The following is a 15,784-nucleotide window of genomic DNA, read 5'->3' as shown; positions in this document are numbered from 1 at the left end:
TATCGAGATGACCAAATCCTATCGCTTGGCGCAGGTCGCGCTTGTGCTGGCCGTACTGCTTCCAGTGTGGTTCATGGTGGCTGCGCTTGGCACAAAAATAGGGCTGTGGGGCTGGCAAACGGGCCTCGGGACGATGAGCGCACAGATCGGCCCGATCATGATGGGCGCGGTTGGTCTCTTGGCCCTGATCGCGCTGATCTGGTGCTTGGTGAAGCCGCCGCGCAAGGGTTGGCTCTTGGCGTTGGTCGCCCTGCTGATCCCCGCGATCATGATGGTGACCGCAGGCGGGATGCGAGATCGCGCGGGTGAAAACCCGATCCACGATGTCTCCACTGACGCTGTCGATCCGCCTACCTTCTCGCAGGCTTTGGTCGATATGCGCGCAGAGAACGAACTCAATCCGATCCGAGATTACAGCGCGGTCCTGCGCGATAGCGGGCCTTGGGGCGACAATGCATTCCCCGATGTGGCCGATGAAACGCACACAAGCCTGGTGCCGCAGCTATATCCCGACCTCGAGCCGCTCGTAGTCGATGCTTCAGCCGAGGATGCACTGGTCGCCGCGCAAGCCGCGATGATGGAAAGCGGCTATGACAATGTCTTCAGCACACCCGACGAGGGCCGTGTGGAAGGTGTATCCGAAACATTCTGGTACGGCTTCAAGGACGATGTGGTTGCACGCATCCGCACTGCTGAAAACGGCACTGTGATCGATTTCCGCTCGGTCAGCCGGGTGGGGCTGTCCGATCTTGGGGCCAATGCGGACCGCATTCGCGAGCTTCGTGCGGCGGTGGCTGAAAAGCTCGGGGCCTGAAGCTCAGCCCCGACGCCAGCTGAAGTAACGCTCGACGATCTTCAGCAAGCCTTCGGGCTTATTGGCCTTTTTCCATTCGCCCGCAGCGAATTTGTTGGCTTCTGCCAGCGTGGGATAGGCATGGACCGTACCGAGGATCTTGTTGAGGCCCAGCTTGTGCTTCATCGCCAGCGCATATTCAGCCAGTAATTCTCCCGCGCGGGCACCGACTATTGTCACGCCGAGGATCTTGTCCTTGCCCGGCGGGGTCAGGACTTTGACGAAGCCCTGTGTCTCGCTTTCGGTGATCGCACGATCCAGATCGTCGAGTTCGTACTTTGTCACTTCGAATTTGATGCCCTGTTCGCTGGCCTCTGTTTCGCTGAGGCCGACGCGGGCGACTTCGGGGTCGAGATAGGTCACATGCGGGATCACGCGGTAATCGGCGCGGAATTTCTTGAAAGTTCCGAACAGCGCGTTGACGCTGGCGAACCACGCCTGGTGGCTGGCGACATGCGTGAACTGGTAAGGCCCGGCGACATCGCCGCAGGCGAAGATGTTGGGAAACTTGGTGGCGAGGAAATCATCGGTCACGACGGTGCGGTCGGTGTCGATCCCGAGCTTCTCTAGGCCATAGCCTGTCAGGCGCGCCTTGCGCCCTACAGCGACGATGAGCGCATCATAGGGCACTTCGCGTTCCAGCCCGCCTGCCTCGACAATCAACGTGTTCCCGCCTTCTACGCGGATCGCATCGTGCTCGGTCAGCAGGTTCACCCCTGATGCCTCGAGCGCGCGCGTCGCGACTTCTGCAGCGTCCTCATCTTCGCGCGAAAGCACGCGTTTGCCGCGTTCGACCTGCGTCACTTTGGCGCCAAGTCGCGCCAACGCCTGCGAGAGTTCGCAACCGATCGGCCCACCGCCAAGGACAGCTATTCGCTGCGGAATGGTTTCAAATTCGGACAAGCGGTCCCACAGGTCTTCGCTGGTCATATAGCCGCTATCTTCGATGCCCGGGATGGGCGGAACGACGGGTTCGGCTCCGGCGGCAATGATAATGCTGCGGGTCGTGAGCCGCTGCGTTCCGCCGCCGTTGAGCGCCACTTCGACCGTCCACGGATCGATGATGGTCGCGTAACCCTTGAGCACATCGACACCGAGCCCCGTATAGCGCTCGACGCTGTCATGCGGTTCGATAGTGGCGATGATGTTCTTCACGCGGCGCATCGTTTCGCCGAATGGGACCGCGGGTTCCACGGGTTTGAGGCCATAGTCATCGGCATGGCGCATCTGGTGCGCGACATGCGCGCTCTTAATCAGTGCCTTAGAAGGAACGCAGCCTGTATTGAGGCAATCGCCGCCCATCTCGTGCGCCTCGACCAGCGTGACCTTGGCTTTGACGGTGGCGCCGATCAGTGAGCTTACAAGCCCGGCCGAGCCCGCGCCGATAACCACCATATTGCGGTCGAAAGACTTGGGCTTGTTATAATCGGCATAGACCTTGCGGCGCTTGATCACGCTCATGATACCTTTGCCGATCCACGGCGCGAGGCCAAGCGCGACGAAGCTGCCGATGAGTTCGGGCGAGACAATGTCGCCCAGCGATTCAACGTTGGCCAACTGCGTGCCAGCGTTGACGTAGACAATCGTGCCCAGCAGCATTCCGAGTTGGCTGGCCCAGAAGAAAGTGAAGACCTTGATCGGCGTCAGGCCCATCAAAAGGTTCACTGCAAAGAACGGGAAAGCAGGGACCAGTCGCAGCGAGAAGAGATACATCGCGCCGTCTTTCTCGACCCCGCGATTGATCGCGCGCAGGCGGTCGCCGAACTTCTGCTGGACCCAATCGCGCAGGATGAAGCGGGCAGAGAGGAACGCGAGTGTCGCTCCAATGGTCGAAGCGAAAGACACGAGGATTGTGCCGACAACCAGCCCGAACAAGTAACCTGCTGCCAAGGTCATGATCGCCGCGCCGGGAAGGGACAGGGCGGTCACCGCGACATAGACCAAGAAGAACAGCCCGATCGTGAGGGCGGGCCGCTCGGCGTAGAAGGCGTCGAAGGCTTCCTGCTGCGACTTGATGAAATCGAGCGAAAGATACTCGCTCCCGCCAAACAGGAAGAAGGCGGTGATCGCACCGACGATCAATGCAAGCAGAATAATCTTTTTCAAATGAGGTCCCCTGTGGGCTGTCTAGCCACCTTTCGCCCGAACTACACATGATGTTACACAGCACTCTGGCGATTGGCGATAGTGCGCGGGTCGAAGAAGATCGCTTCTCTGAAACGTGGCGATCCACCTTCGACGTTGACACGACTCGAAGGATCAGCCAAATTTGTCCGGACAAATTTGAGGTAGATCATGTCTAGCGACCTTCCCCCACCGTACACCGCGTTGACGCGCCATCCAATGATGCCGCGCACTACGCATGATGAAACCGCGCGGTTCAACTTCCTCACCCACTTCAATCGCCACCTTTCGGGGCCTTTGGGGAGCGGAAACAGGAACGCCTATGAAAAGCGTGTTCTGCCGAAGTTCCGTGTCGAGAATGGCCGCGATCCGGAGCATCGCTACGAAATCCGCGATGCGATGGGCCAGGATCCGTGGCATCGGATGTGGTCAGCCTTGAAGCGAAATTCGATGGAAATGCGTCAGCATACCGGACGGCAGGTTGTACTGCGTCAGCTCGACGAGCTCGATGCGATGGCCAAGCAGTTCAACGAGCATTCGGGCCTGCTCGAGCTCGATCCCTCGATCGAACAACCATATTACCAGACTGCGGTGGACATCCACTGCCAGCCTGGCGGCTATCATGGCGAAGAACGTCCCGGAGATGTCACGGTGGGCGCCAATTACGATGTCGGCATGTTTGCTACAACCGGCGGCGCACTGGGCGGCCTTAATGATGGCGGCGGGCAAGCCATCGTCGAATGGATCAAGAAGGAACGGCCGGATTGGCGGCCGCGCCGGATCCTCGACATCGGCTGCACCGTGGGCCACAATGCCGTGCCGATCGCGCTGGCTTTCCCCGATGCCGAGGTGATCGCCATCGATACAGCGGCGGCATCGCTGCGCTATGGCGCGGCGCGTGCAGCAGGGCTTGGCGTGAAGAACATCAAGTTCGTCCAGGCCAGCGGGGAAGACCTTTCGCGCTGGGAAGATGGCTATTTTGATTGGGTTCAAACGACCATGTTCTTGCACGAGCTTTCAGCCAAGGCCCTGCCGCAGATCTTGGCGGAGTCCAATCGCGTGCTCGCGCCCGGCGGGTTGATCTTCCATATCGAGCAGCCCGAATATTCCGATGAGATGCCGCTGTTCGAGCAGTTCATGCGCGATTGGGACGCATTCAACAACAACGAGCCGTTCTGGTCCGCGATGCATGCCCTCGACATGAAAGATGAAATGGCCAAGGCAGGCTTTCCCAAGGATAGCCAGTTCACGGTCGGCGTGCGGGCCGTGGTCGATCCGGAAATCTTCCCGCCTTCGCCGGATGCGGAGGAAGAGGACTACGGCCGCGCCGCGATCTGGAACGCTTATGGAGCGTGGAAACCGGCTGCGCAGGCACAAGCAGCATGACAGACAACGGCGACCGGGGGATCGACTGGGTCGAACGCTCGGGCAAACGGGCGAAGGGCCGCCGCCCGGAATTCTTCGAAGATCCCGCGGTCGACCGGCTCTATTCTATGACGCTGGCGCTCGCGGCCGAAGTTTCGGCCTTGCGCGAACGGCAGGATACGGTCGAACGGCTGCTTAACGAGAACGGGACGCTGAGCCGCGCTGATATTGAGGCTTACGAGCCCGACAAGGCGGCGGCGGACGAGCGCGGCCTCGCCACCAAGGCCTATGTGGCGCGGATCATGCGCGGCTTCCAGCAGGCGGCCGAAGCACTCGAAGCCGATGATCCTCCGATTATGGACTGGGTCGAAAAACTCTCGAAGGACTAGGATTTTTGGCGTGACGCGATAGCGGCGCCTATTGGGGAGGGGTATATGGAATTCCTGATTGCAAATGAGCTGTCGATCCTGCGGTGGATACATATCCTCGCCATGGTCTATTGGCTGGGCGGCGAATGGGGGGTCTTCCAGACCAGCTACCATGTGACCAATCGCGAGCTCTCTTTGGAAGAGCGCAAGCGGCATATGGAAACCGCCTACCGGATCGATATCCTCGCCCGAACCGGGATTGTTCTCTTGCTCCCGCTTGGCCTGCATATGGGTAAGCTGTTCGGTTTCATTCCGATGCTCGACGGTGCGGGCATTTGGTGGATGTGGCTGTTCTTCGCGATCTGGCTGGCGATGACCTGGACCGCGTTCATCAAGCGCGAGACCGACATCGGGATCAAGGTAACGCGGCTCGAAGAACTGCTCCGCTATCCCTTGATCGCGGCGATTTTCCTCTTCGCATTCATGGCCATTGGCGGCAGCGGACCCGTCGAGACGGGCGAGGGCAACCATTGGTATCCGTGGAAGATGATCCTCTACGCATTCGCGCTGTGCATTGGCCTGTTCCTGCGGCTGGTGATGCGCCGCTGGACCGAGCGTTTCCGCATCCTTGCTGCCGGACCCAATGCAGAGCAGGAGGCCGCGCTAGAACGCGAGATCGGGCAGGCCCGCCTTGCCGCCTATATCTACTGGATCACCATTGCCTCGGTCTGTTTCCTTGGCGCTGTGAAACCGTTCTGATGGCCGGTATTGACCGGCGCAAGCTGCTGGGCGGCGGAGCCGGTCTTGCCGCCGCTTCGGCCATCAATTGGACGGCCTTCGCGAGTTCGACATCTGCGTCTGAGGGCGACAACATCGCCATGCGTTCGGACGGGACCTACGACGCCGTCCCCTTGGCGAAAGAAAGCATTTCCATTGCCGTGGCGCAGACGCGCGTGGTGCCGGTTGAGTTGAGCAGCGTTGCGCAGACCCGCAAGGCCAATGTCCAGCACATGCTCGACGTGATCGACGCTGCGAGCGGCTTTACGGGACCAAAGGACCTCATCCTGTTCCACGAGTTTCCGATCACGGGTTACAGGCATGTTTGGGACCTGGACGATGCGCGTAAAATCGCTATCGAGATTCCCGGTCCGGAGACCGATATGCTTGCCGCCAAGGCGCGCGAATACGGAACCTGGCTGGTGTTCGGATCCTATGTACGTGATCCTGACTGGCCCGGCCGGTTACTCTCGATCACAACGATCATGGACGACAAGGGCTCGATCGTCGCCAAGGACTGGAAGGCGCGCAATCTCAAGGGTTTTTTCCCGGGTGGGCGCGAGCTTTTCACTACCACGATCTACGACGTGCTCGACCAGTATATCGAAATGTATGGGCGCGATCATGTGGTGCCAGTGGTCAAGACGCCGCTGGGCAATCTGATAACAAGTTCTTCGCAGTTGGAGCCGGAACTGTTTCGTGCCTTTGCAATGAAGGGTGCCGAGATCTTCCTGCGTACCGCGACTGGCAATTTCAACGAGCTCGATATCCGTGCGTGCTCGATGTACAACCGTGTCTACACGGCGATTGCCAACAATTCCGCATCGCCGGAGAACAAGTACTACTTGCCGGATTCCAACCCCGGCCATGCCGGGATCGTCGGACCTGACGGCGAGTTCATCGCGCAATCGGAAACCGACAATGAAACGCTGGTATACGGCAGCATTCCGATCAAGTCTTTCCGCGCGCGTCATCGCCAGCCGATTGTGCATAGCGAGCTGGTGATGCCGATCTTCGAACAATATCGCTCGCCTTACGGCCCCAATCTGATCGCCGATTATCAGCCAACCGACACGCTCGACGCCGGTCGCTACCTGCGCTCCAAGACACGTTGGGCACGTTGACCTATGAAGTGCTACTCGCCGCGCATATCGCGGTTCTGGGTTACTGGCTCGGCGCGGACTTGTGCATCAACAGCGAGTATCGCTTCATTACCCATCGCGCGGATCTCGCGTTCGAAGCGCGCGATGCGATGACCGATCACCTCATGGATGTCGATCAGCATGTCCGCTATGCGCTGGTGCTGCAGGTGATGCTCGGTATGATGCTCGCCGCAGAGCTGGGATTTGTCGATGACCGGCTGTTCTGGCTCATTCCTGCCATTGCGGCGCTGTGGATCGCCTTGATTGAAACGGCGCACCGCAAACGTAAGTCTGCCATGGGGAGCAAGCTGGCGCGACTCGACCGGGCAATACGCTATCTCGTTGCTGTCCTTCTGGGCGCCGCCGCCATCGGCCTGTTCTTCCAGCTGCCCGACTGGCTCCGATTGAAGCTGGGTCTGTTCGCCCTGTTGATCGGCTGCGGCGTGGTGATCCGCTTCATGCTCATGCAGCACGACCGCGACTGGAGCCACATGCGCAGCGAAGGGCCGAGCCCTCAATACGAAGCGCGTATCCTGGCCACCTATCGCAGGGCCACTTCAGTGTTGTTGCTGCTTTGGCTCTGTGTTGGCGGAATCGTCGTGCTGGCGGTCTTCAAACCATTCTAGAAACAAGGAAACAGTATGCCTGCGTACATGATCGTCACAGCCAAGATATCTGACCGGGATGCCTTCATTCAGGGATACGGGTCGAAGGCCGGAGCGCTGGTCGAGCAATTCGGCGGCAAGTACGTCCTGCGCGGACCAGGAGCGCAGCTTCTTGAAGGCGATTTTGGTGATGGGGCTTCGATGGTGATCTCCGAATGGCCGGATAAGGAAGCCGCGCTCGAATTCTGGAACAGTCCTGAATATGCCGAGGCAAAGGCGCTGCGGCAGGATATCTCACAATGCCAGGTGCTACTGATCGAAGCGCCCAGCTTGGCGGAGGCTTACGCATGACCGACATTATCAAACGCACCACGTTGATCGTTCGCGATGCCGAAAAGGCAGCGCAATGGTACGAAAACGTCTTCGGCATGACTCGCTGGATGGACACTCCCTTCACATTGTCAGGAGAGCAATTGGCTGCGGGCGAGGCTGGTGACCAGACGCGGCTCGTGATCATGAAAGCGCAGGATGACGTTATCGGCATGATCGGGCTGCTGCAGTGGGTGGATCCAGTGCGTGACGATTTGCCCGATGCAATTCCTGACAGGATAGCCTTCGGAACCCCGGTATTCGTGGTGGCATCGCAAGATACGCGCGGTGCGCTCGAGCGGGCGCGGGCGGGCGGGTCCAAGATCTATTGCGAGCCGCGCGATTGGTCGGTCACCGGGGCCGACGGCAAGGTCAAGGACATGCTAGGTGCCAGCTTTTGGGACCTCGACGGCTATTTCTACGAGGTGAACCAGGTAGTGAAGGTGCATGATTGATGAGTGAGAAACCACCCGTACGCTTCCAGCGTGCCAATTTCGTCGTTGCCGATCTCGACAAGGCACTCACCTTCTATGAAGGCGTGCTTGGTTTCGAGGTAACCTACCGAAAGGGTCACAATCCAGAAAGCTATTCGATCCCCGTGTTCGAAATCCCCGATGGAGCTGAACTCGGTTTCGCAATCCTTTCGCTACCCGGCCAACCGCGCGTGATGGCATTGAGCGAGATTGCCGCAATCGATCTGGAACCGGTGCCGCATCCGCGCCGCGGAGCGATCGTGCTGGAGACGCAGGACCCCGACGCAGTGATGGCCGCATCGCGCGAATTGGGCCTCAAGGTCTATGACGAAGGCGTGCTTGAAACGCATGACGGACGGATCGGTCGTGAAATCGGCATTGTCGATTTCGACGACAATCTGGTTGTGATTTACCTGATCCCTGACGCATAAGCACGTAGTTCGGCGCGCATTTGCGGCGCGCCCGGGCAAGCGGGGGAGATCATTTGGACAAGCCGAACCAAGGCTTTTACGCCGGCGATCTGTTTGGCGAGATCTACCAGGCGGAAGTCGTCGAGGCGCCGGCCAAGGCGAAACCGATTTCCGCCTATCTGCCGGGCATGGTCGTAGTCGGCACGGCATCGCTCGCGGCGGGCTGGCTGTCCGAACATTACGATTTCCCTTTGATCCTGCTGGGGCTGCTTATCGGGCTCGCCCTGAGCTTCCTCGCCGAGGACGAACGAACCGCGACTGGTCTCGACTGGGTTTCTCGCCATTGCTTGCGGGTGGGCATCGTACTGCTCGGCTTGCAGGTGACGTTCGTCCAGGTGGCTGCACTTGGCTGGACCAGTTTTGGCGGTTTGCTCCTGGTGATGGGAGCGAGCTTTGCCGCAGCCATGCTGGCGGCGCGATTGTTTCGCCAAAAGGCGGAATCGGGTGTGCTGGCAGGGGGAGCAACCGCAATCTGCGGAGCGTCTGCGGCGCTTGCACTCTACGGCGTTATTGGGCGCGACCGGCTCGACCAGGCGCGCTTCTCGGTCACCCTGGTGGCGGTCGCGATCGCCAGCGCCATCGCTATGGCGAGCTATCCCGTGATCGCTGCCAGCCTGGGCATGAGCGATGCGCAGGCCGGTTTCCTGATTGGTGCTTCAGTGCACGACGCGGCGCAGGCAATCGGGGGAGGCTATGCGTATTCCGATGCGGCGGGTGCAGACGCGACAATCGTCAAGCTGGCGCGAGTTGCTTTGCTCGCCCCGATCGTGGCGCTGGTCGCGTTGTGGATCGGCAATCGCGACGCCACCACAAAGACGCGCTGGAAAGCGCTGGCCGTCCCTTGGTTCATCCTCGCATTTTTTGGTCTTGTGGCTTTAAACAGCATGGTCAACCTGCCCGCGACTTGGGCCGAAAATGGCCTCGATCTCTCCAAGACACTGCTGCTCTTGGCGGTGACAGCCACGGCGATCCGATCCCGGCTGGGATTGCTGCTGGAGACCGGCTGGCGAGCGTTGATGCCGGTTGTCTTCGCGACGCTCGCTTCTTCGCTCGTCGCGCTCCTCATCGCCTTGTGGTTGCTCGGCTAGTTCGGATTGGGGACCGCAGTGGTGTACTTCAGCTCTTCCATAGAAAAAGTGGATGTCACGTCCGCAAGCCCTGGAACCCGGCCAATCAGCCGCCGGTAGATCCGGTCATAATCGGCAATATCGCGCACTCTCAGCTTGAGCAGGTAATCGATATCGCCCGCCATCCGGTGGCATTCGATGATCTCGTCGATCGCGGCGATGCCACGCGAAAATGCGTCGAGCCATTCAGGATCATGACGATTGGTGCGGATGGTCACGAAGACAGTAGTCTTGGTGCCGATCTTCTCCGGATCGACGAGCGCGACGCGTTTCGCGATGATGCCTTCGTCTTCCATCCGCCTGATCCTGCGCCAGCATGGATTGGATGAGAGGCCGACTTTTTCGCCAATCGCGTGCACCGGCAGCGAGGCATCCTGCTGCAAGATATCCAATATGGCCCAGTCAAGAGCATCAATTTTGATATTATCACTCATTTCTGGATGAAATTTGCACATTATGGAGGGAATAGCCAGTAATTTGGGAGAAATTTGGTCCAAACTTGGTCTACATACCCTGTAAATCATAGGAGCCCGGAATGATCATCAAAGCCTTTACCGAACACCCCGAGTCTGTTGGTGAGACTTATGGCGAGCATTTCGTGCACGCATCCAGCTTCGGTATCCGGATGATCCTCGGCGGGTTTGCCTGCATGCTCCACGGGATTTTGCCGTTCCTGTTCGTCAAGACCGGCAGCAACCAGATCCAGACGCTTCACGGCAAGATGATCGTCAACCGCTCCAAATTGCCGCAGCCGCTCGACTTCGTGATCTAGCGCTTCACGATCTGGTTGATCTCGATCAGGTTTCCATCGGGATCGAACAGGGTGCACCCCATAACGTGCAATTCCCCGCTACCATTGCGGCTGGGGAACACCTGCAAATGCGGTTCGGCATTGATCGTAACGCCGGGCACCTCGGCCGCGCGGGCACAGCGCCCTTCGATATCATCGGTGTTCATCACGATGACTACCCCGCCAGGCAGCATGCGCGTGGGGTAGGGGCCTGGATCGGGCAGTTCCGGATCGGTCCATTGCAGCATGCCGATCATCCCAACCCATGGATCATTGGCGCTGAGCAGCGCGAAGCGCGCCTTGTCGTCTGGTCCACCTGCAGGAATGGCAATCCCGGTCATGGTGGTCGGATTGTTATAATTGAGGCGCAATCCCAACACGTCACGGTAGAGTTTCAGTGAGTTATCAATGTCGCGCACGATAAGCGTGGTGCGGCGAACATCGGTGGGTATCTGATCCTGGTTGGCGGACAGCCCCGGCGCGACCTTCTGCGGAGCAGCTGCTGATTCCACTGTGTTGGCGTGTTGCTCACCATGGGGCACGCTCATGCAGCCGCCGAGCGCTAGAACCAAAGCCAAACCTAACTTTTGCATCGGATTACTCCTGCTTGCCGCTGCTCAATCGAGCAGCTGGTTTATCTCCACTGCGATTCCGTCGGGATCGAACACATTGCAGCCGCGCACGCGGATATCAGGGCCTCCACCGCGTCCGGCGTAAGTCTGTAGGCGGGTCGGACCGGTCATGATTACGCCCTCGACTTCCACTGCGGCAGTGCAGCGCGCAGCCGCATCATCGGTGTTCACGACCAATACCGAGGCTCCAGCGCCCAATCGCGTGGGATAAGGATCGCCCGCGTCCGCGAGCGGAGGTTCGAGCATCTGCATCAGGCCGATCCAGCCGACGAACGGGTCATTGGAATTGAGCAGGACAAGCCGCGCTTTTGTCCCCGGTTCGCCAACCGGCAAATTGACCCCCGACATGGTGATCGGCGCGTCATAGTTCACTTTCAGCCCGAGCACGTCGCGATAAAAGGCGAGGCTTTTCGCCATATCCCGCACGACGATGGTGAGGCGGCGAACATCGGTGGGTATCCGCTCACTAGTATCCACCCCGTCCATCGAGCTTGGACCGGAACCCGTGGATTTCGCGGAGGTTTTGATCCGTTCGCCGGGTTGGTGCGCCACGCAACCAGCGAGCAAGAGTGCGATGGCCAGGGTCGTTGCGCTTCTCACGCGCTCTCGCTCACCGATCCTGCTGCGATCAGCGCATCGATCTTGTCCGTATCGTAACCCAGCGAAGCAAGCACCTTGCGCGCGTCCTTGCCGGCGGTGGGCAGCTGCTGCGGCGATCCGATCCGCTGCCCGCCCATCTCGAGCGGAACAGTGGGCAGGCGGACCTGCTCACCGCTATCGAGCGTCACGTCCTCGAGGCCGCCAGCGGCAAGCTGCGGATCGTCGAACAGGTCTTCCGGCCTGCCGATCGGTGCAAACGGCAGGCCGGTGCCATCAAGCTTTGCGATCACTTCGTCGCGAGTCATCTTCGAGAACATCTCGCGAATGCTCGGCAGGATCTGCTCCCGCGCCAGCACGCGCTGGTTGTTTTCGCGCAGAGATTCGTCGGCCCAAAGCCCGTCTAGTCCGAAGAGCTTGCAGAACTTTTCCCACAGCGCGTCGGTCACCACGCCAACGAACACAGGCTCGTCCTGCGTCTGGAAAACATCGTAGATCGCCCAGGCCGATACGCGCGCGGGCATGGGGGAGGCGGGCGTTCCCGTGACGGCATATTGCGCCATGTGCTGGCCAACGAGATAGGCGGTCGTCTCGTAAAGGCTGGCCACGACCTTCTGGCCCTTGCCTGTGCGGTGGCGCTCTTCCAGCGCGGCGAGGATGCCGATCACCCCGAACAGGCCGCCGGTCACATCGATCACACTCGCACCCGCGCGCAGCGGTTTGCCGGGCGGGCCAGTCATGTAAGCGAGGCCGCCCATCATCTGCGCCACTTCGTCGAGCGCGGTGCGGTTTTCGTATGGACCGGGCAGAAAACCCTTTTCCGAACAGTATATCAGCCGCGGATTGGACTGGCTCAGTGTCTCGTAATCGAGGCCCAGACGGTCGAGTGCGCCGGGCCGGAAGTTTTCGATCAAAACATCTGCGCCGCCGATCAGATCTTTGGCAACCGCGAGGCCCTCTGGGTCCTTGAGGTCGAGGCAGATTGATTGCTTGCCGCGATTGTACATCGGGAAGTAGCCCGCGCCCGAACCCAGCAAGCGCCGCGTCCTGTCGCCGCCGATCGGCTCGACCCGCACGATCTCCGCGCCCAGGCCGGCGAGTATATGTCCGACGGTCGGCCCCATTACCATGTGGGTGAATTCGACGACCTTGATCCCGGCAAGGGGAGCCGGAGCGGATGACGCTGACGTCATGCCGCCACCCGCTGGTCGTAGTCGAGCATAGGTCCGGCATCGGGCGTGAAGCCGTAAAGCGGCTCACCGGGCAGCGCTTCTTCAAGGATGGGGCGGACCTGGAGAAGTTTCTCGAGATCGATGCCCGTGTTGAGGCCCATGGAATTGAGCATCAGCACTAGGTCCTCGGTCACGATATTGCCCGATGCGCCGGGCGCGAAGGGGCACCCTCCGAGGCCGCCCAGCGAAGAGTCGAACGTGGTGATGCCTTCTTCCAGACCGGCGACAACATTCGCCAACCCCAGCCCGCGCGTGTTGTGGAGATGCAGCGTGGTGACCATCTCGTCCCCCACCGCGCTCTTGACCTGCTTGACCAGCCGCCGGACCTGCGCCGGATCGGCATAGCCGGTGGTGTCCGAAAGGCCGATTTCCTGCGCGCCTGCAGCGACAGCCTTCTCCGCCAGCCTTGCGACATTGGCCGGATCGACTGCGCCTTCGATGGTGCAACCGAATGCGGTCGCAAGCCCGACGACGAAATGGATGTCGTGCTCCTTGGCGATGGCAGCCGCCGCAGCGATCTCTTCGAGCATCGCAGGGTGGTCCTTGCGCACATTCTTGACCGAATGCGTTTCGCTCATCGAGAACGGGATGCTGACCGATTGCACGCCTGCATCGGCGGCGCGCTGCATGCCCTTGGCGTTGGGCACGAGCGTGACGACGGTTAGCCCCTCAATTGTATTCGCGAATTCGACCAGCTCGGCAGTGTCGGCCATCTGCGGGAGCAGCGCGGGCGGAACGAAGCTGCCGACTTCGATTTCGCTAACGCCCGCAGCAGCCTCGGCCGCGATCCAGCGCTTCTTCGCTTCGAGCGGCATAATCCGGTCGATCGATTGCAGCCCGTCGCGCGGGCCCACTTCCGAGATGAGAATGTCCGTCATCGTTCACCTTCTAAATAAACATGGGGCCGCGCCGTGCGATCGCGATCCAGCCATTGCTCGATATCACCGCGATGCTGGAGGGTAATATCAATCACGTCGAGCCCTTCGACCAGCATCTCTTTCTCTTCGCCGTCAATTTCGAATGCATGGGCAGCGTCGCCGCAGCGCAACTTCTGCGCCGGGAGGTTGATGTGCAGTTCCTGCCATGCCATTTTCTCGATGAGGTCACGGTCCAGCACGATTGGAAGGATGCCATTGCGAATGCAGTTGTTGCGAAAAATCGGCGCGAATGTCGGCGCGATCACGCAGCGGATGCCATATTCGGCCAGTGCCCACACAGCATGTTCGCGGCTCGATCCACAGCCGAAATTGGTCCCGCCCAGCAGCACTTGCGCGCTTGCCGCTTCGGGCTTGTTCAGCGCGAATTCCGGATCAGGTATACGTGCGATCGCATCGCTGTAGCGCCACGGGGCAAACATGCCTTCGGCCAATCCGGTGCGCCCGGTGGTCTTCATCTCACGGCTCGGGATGATCGTATCGGTATCGACATTGTCGATCAGGATCGGCACCGCGATACTCTCTATCGTGCGCAGCGGTGTCATGCGGGTTCCCTTTTGCGGGTGAACTCGCGCGGGTCGGTGATCGCGCCGCGAATGGCGCTGGCGGCGACTGTTGCAGGGCTGGCGATATGCGTGCGGATGCCCGGACCCTGACGGCCTTCGAAATTGCGATTGGTGCTGCTGATCGTGCGGCTGCCTTCCGGGAAGCCCTCGCCGCCGGAATAGAAGCAGAGCGAGCAGCCGCTCATCCGCCATTCGAATCCCGCATCGATGAAGACCTTGTCGAGGCCCTCTTCCTCAGCCTGTCGTTTCACGCTCAGCGAACCCGGAACAACCAGCGCTTTCCTGATCCCCGGCGCGATCTTGCGCCCCTTGAGGATGGCGGCAGCGCTTCGAAGGTCCGAAATCCGGCTATTTGTGCACGAGCCAAGGAACGCGGCATCGACGGGGGTCCCTGCGATGGGCGCACCTGCCTGCAGACCCGCGTAGTCTAAGGGTTTCTGGGGGGCGTCTAACGGTATCTCGCCGTTTATGGCGATGGTCTGTTCGGGGGAAGTTCCCCAGCTGACCATAGGCGCGAGGGTGGAAGCATCGATGGTGAACTCCGCATCGAAAGCCGCGTCGTTATCGCTGGTCAGGCCTTGCCAATACTCCCCTTCGAACGCAGCCGGCGCGTAACGCCGCCCAGCGAGATAGGTGAAGGTCTTGGTATCCGGCGCGATCAGCCCGGTCATCGCGCTGAATTCGGTCGCCATGTTACACAGCGTCATGCGCGCTTCCATGTCGAGCGCTGCAACAGCTTCACCTGCGAATTCAACCACATGGCCTGCGCCGCCGCCGGCACCATAACGCGCGACCAGCGTGAGGATCATGTCTTTCGCTGTGACCCCTCCGGCCAGCTCGCCAGTATAATTCACGCGCATGCTTTTCGGGCGGGCCATACGCAATGTTCCGGTTGCCATTGCATGTTCGGCTTCGGATGAGCCGATGCCCCAGGCCAGCGCGCCGAACGCGCCTTGCGTGCAGGTATGGCTATCAGGCGCGACCAGCGTGACGCCGGGCAGGACGATGCCCAGCTCGGGTGAAATCACATGGACGATGCCTTGATCGCGGTCGTTGACGTCGAACAGCGTGATCCCCGCTTCCTTGCAGGCCGCGCGCGTTTCGGTGATGAAGGCCTCGCCGCCTTTCATCAGCGTGACATCGCCGCGCCCGATGCGGGTATCGACGATATGATCCATCACGGCGAAGACACGGGCCGGGTCCATCACCTTGCGACCCATTTCGGCCATGCGTGAAAGTGCAGCTGCACCCGTCCGCTCATGCAGGAATACGCGGTCGATCGCGATCAGGTGCGCGCCGCCGGCCGTCTTGGCGACGTGGTGCGTGTCCCAGATCTTTTCGAACAGCGTTTGGGCCATG

The 15,784-nt window shown here is 60.3% G+C and carries 19 protein-coding genes; 11 read left to right on the top strand and 8 right to left on the bottom strand.

Annotated features, from left to right (window positions below):
* Window positions 1–7: 7 nt before the first annotated feature.
* Window positions 8–814, top strand: a complete 807-nt coding sequence (locus ACEWMW_RS00510) for a DUF1499 domain-containing protein (RefSeq protein ID WP_409411929.1) — start codon at window positions 8–10, stop codon at window positions 812–814.
* A gap of 3 nt (window positions 815–817) precedes the next feature.
* Here ACEWMW_RS00510 and ACEWMW_RS00505 read toward each other — a convergent pair whose 3' ends face one another.
* A complete protein-coding gene (locus tag ACEWMW_RS00505; protein WP_409411928.1) occupies window positions 818–2,959 on the bottom strand; it encodes an FAD-dependent oxidoreductase in 2,142 nt (713 codons plus the stop codon).
* Between the two features lie 237 nt (window positions 2,960–3,196).
* Here ACEWMW_RS00505 and ACEWMW_RS00500 point away from each other — a divergent pair, with 237 nt between their 5' ends.
* Genes ACEWMW_RS00500 through ACEWMW_RS00460 form a run of 9 tightly spaced genes read left to right on the top strand, consistent with a single transcriptional unit; the run spans window position 3,197 to window position 9,634 of the window.
* On the top strand, window positions 3,197–4,363 hold the full coding sequence (locus ACEWMW_RS00500) for a class I SAM-dependent methyltransferase (protein WP_409411927.1): 1,167 nt from the start codon (window positions 3,197–3,199) through the stop codon (window positions 4,361–4,363).
* Complete coding sequence (locus ACEWMW_RS00495; RefSeq protein WP_409411926.1) at window positions 4,360–4,731, top strand: hypothetical protein; 372 nt, start codon at window positions 4,360–4,362, stop codon at window positions 4,729–4,731. The genes ACEWMW_RS00500 and ACEWMW_RS00495 overlap by 4 nt, the downstream gene beginning before the upstream one ends.
* A 45-nt stretch (window positions 4,732–4,776) precedes the next feature.
* On the top strand, window positions 4,777–5,469 hold the full coding sequence (locus tag ACEWMW_RS00490) for a hypothetical protein (RefSeq protein WP_409411925.1): 693 nt from the start codon (window positions 4,777–4,779) through the stop codon (window positions 5,467–5,469).
* Window positions 5,469–6,611, top strand: coding sequence for a nitrilase-related carbon-nitrogen hydrolase (locus tag ACEWMW_RS00485; protein WP_409411924.1), 1,143 nt, complete (start codon window positions 5,469–5,471; stop codon window positions 6,609–6,611). The genes ACEWMW_RS00490 and ACEWMW_RS00485 overlap by 1 nt, the downstream gene beginning before the upstream one ends.
* Window positions 6,599–7,255, top strand: a complete 657-nt coding sequence (locus ACEWMW_RS00480) for a hypothetical protein (protein WP_409411923.1) — start codon at window positions 6,599–6,601, stop codon at window positions 7,253–7,255. The genes ACEWMW_RS00485 and ACEWMW_RS00480 overlap by 13 nt, the downstream gene beginning before the upstream one ends.
* A gap of 15 nt (window positions 7,256–7,270) precedes the next feature.
* Window positions 7,271–7,585, top strand: coding sequence for a DUF1330 domain-containing protein (locus tag ACEWMW_RS00475; RefSeq protein WP_409411922.1), 315 nt, complete (start codon window positions 7,271–7,273; stop codon window positions 7,583–7,585).
* Window positions 7,582–8,058, top strand: a complete 477-nt coding sequence (locus ACEWMW_RS00470) for a VOC family protein (RefSeq protein WP_409411921.1) — start codon at window positions 7,582–7,584, stop codon at window positions 8,056–8,058. The genes ACEWMW_RS00475 and ACEWMW_RS00470 overlap by 4 nt, the downstream gene beginning before the upstream one ends.
* Window positions 8,058–8,507, top strand: a complete 450-nt coding sequence (locus tag ACEWMW_RS00465) for a VOC family protein (protein ID WP_409411920.1) — start codon at window positions 8,058–8,060, stop codon at window positions 8,505–8,507. Before ACEWMW_RS00470 ends, ACEWMW_RS00465 begins: the two co-directional genes overlap by 1 nt.
* A 53-nt stretch (window positions 8,508–8,560) precedes the next feature.
* Window positions 8,561–9,634, top strand: coding sequence for a YeiH family protein (locus ACEWMW_RS00460; RefSeq protein ID WP_409411919.1), 1,074 nt, complete (start codon window positions 8,561–8,563; stop codon window positions 9,632–9,634).
* On the opposite strand, the gene ACEWMW_RS00455 is transcribed toward ACEWMW_RS00460, so the two are convergent.
* Window positions 9,631–10,107, bottom strand: coding sequence for an Lrp/AsnC family transcriptional regulator (locus ACEWMW_RS00455; RefSeq protein ID WP_409411918.1), 477 nt, complete (start codon window positions 10,105–10,107; stop codon window positions 9,631–9,633). The two genes, ACEWMW_RS00460 and ACEWMW_RS00455, sit on opposite strands and share 4 nt — an antisense overlap.
* 101 nt (window positions 10,108–10,208) lie before the next feature.
* Between ACEWMW_RS00455 and ACEWMW_RS00450 the strand changes: the two genes are divergently transcribed.
* Window positions 10,209–10,445: a DUF6356 family protein gene (locus ACEWMW_RS00450; RefSeq protein ID WP_409411917.1), complete on the top strand. Its 237-nt coding sequence runs from the start codon at window positions 10,209–10,211 to the stop codon at window positions 10,443–10,445.
* Here ACEWMW_RS00450 and ACEWMW_RS00445 read toward each other — a convergent pair.
* The 6 genes from ACEWMW_RS00445 to ACEWMW_RS00420 are packed head-to-tail and all read right to left on the bottom strand — an operon-like array spanning window position 10,442 to window position 15,783.
* Entirely contained in the window at window positions 10,442–11,056 is a 615-nt protein-coding gene (locus ACEWMW_RS00445; protein ID WP_409411916.1) for a VOC family protein, read from the bottom strand. The genes ACEWMW_RS00450 and ACEWMW_RS00445 overlap by 4 nt on opposite strands.
* 24 nt (window positions 11,057–11,080) lie before the next feature.
* A complete protein-coding gene (locus ACEWMW_RS00440) occupies window positions 11,081–11,695 on the bottom strand; it encodes a VOC family protein (RefSeq protein ID WP_409411915.1) in 615 nt (204 codons plus the stop codon).
* Entirely contained in the window at window positions 11,692–12,885 is a 1,194-nt protein-coding gene (locus ACEWMW_RS00435) for a CaiB/BaiF CoA transferase family protein (RefSeq protein WP_409411914.1), read from the bottom strand. The genes ACEWMW_RS00440 and ACEWMW_RS00435 overlap by 4 nt, the downstream gene beginning before the upstream one ends.
* A complete protein-coding gene (locus ACEWMW_RS00430) occupies window positions 12,882–13,802 on the bottom strand; it encodes a hydroxymethylglutaryl-CoA lyase (RefSeq protein ID WP_409411913.1) in 921 nt (306 codons plus the stop codon). Before ACEWMW_RS00430 ends, ACEWMW_RS00435 begins: the two co-directional genes overlap by 4 nt.
* Window positions 13,799–14,404 (bottom strand): 3-isopropylmalate dehydratase small subunit, encoded by a 606-nt coding sequence (leuD, locus tag ACEWMW_RS00425; protein ID WP_409411912.1) that lies wholly within the window; start codon window positions 14,402–14,404, stop codon window positions 13,799–13,801. Before leuD ends, ACEWMW_RS00430 begins: the two co-directional genes overlap by 4 nt.
* A complete protein-coding gene (locus ACEWMW_RS00420) occupies window positions 14,401–15,783 on the bottom strand; it encodes a 3-isopropylmalate dehydratase large subunit (RefSeq protein ID WP_409411911.1) in 1,383 nt (460 codons plus the stop codon). Before ACEWMW_RS00420 ends, leuD begins: the two co-directional genes overlap by 4 nt.
* Window position 15,784 lies beyond the last annotated feature (1 nt).

This window comes from Litorerythrobacter xanthomarinus, from assembly GCF_046254955.1.
Classification (GTDB): Bacteria; Pseudomonadota; Alphaproteobacteria; order Sphingomonadales; family Sphingomonadaceae; genus Qipengyuania_C.
The sequence above is the reverse complement of the archived record's forward strand: the minus strand, read 5'-3'. Positions and strand labels throughout refer to the sequence as shown.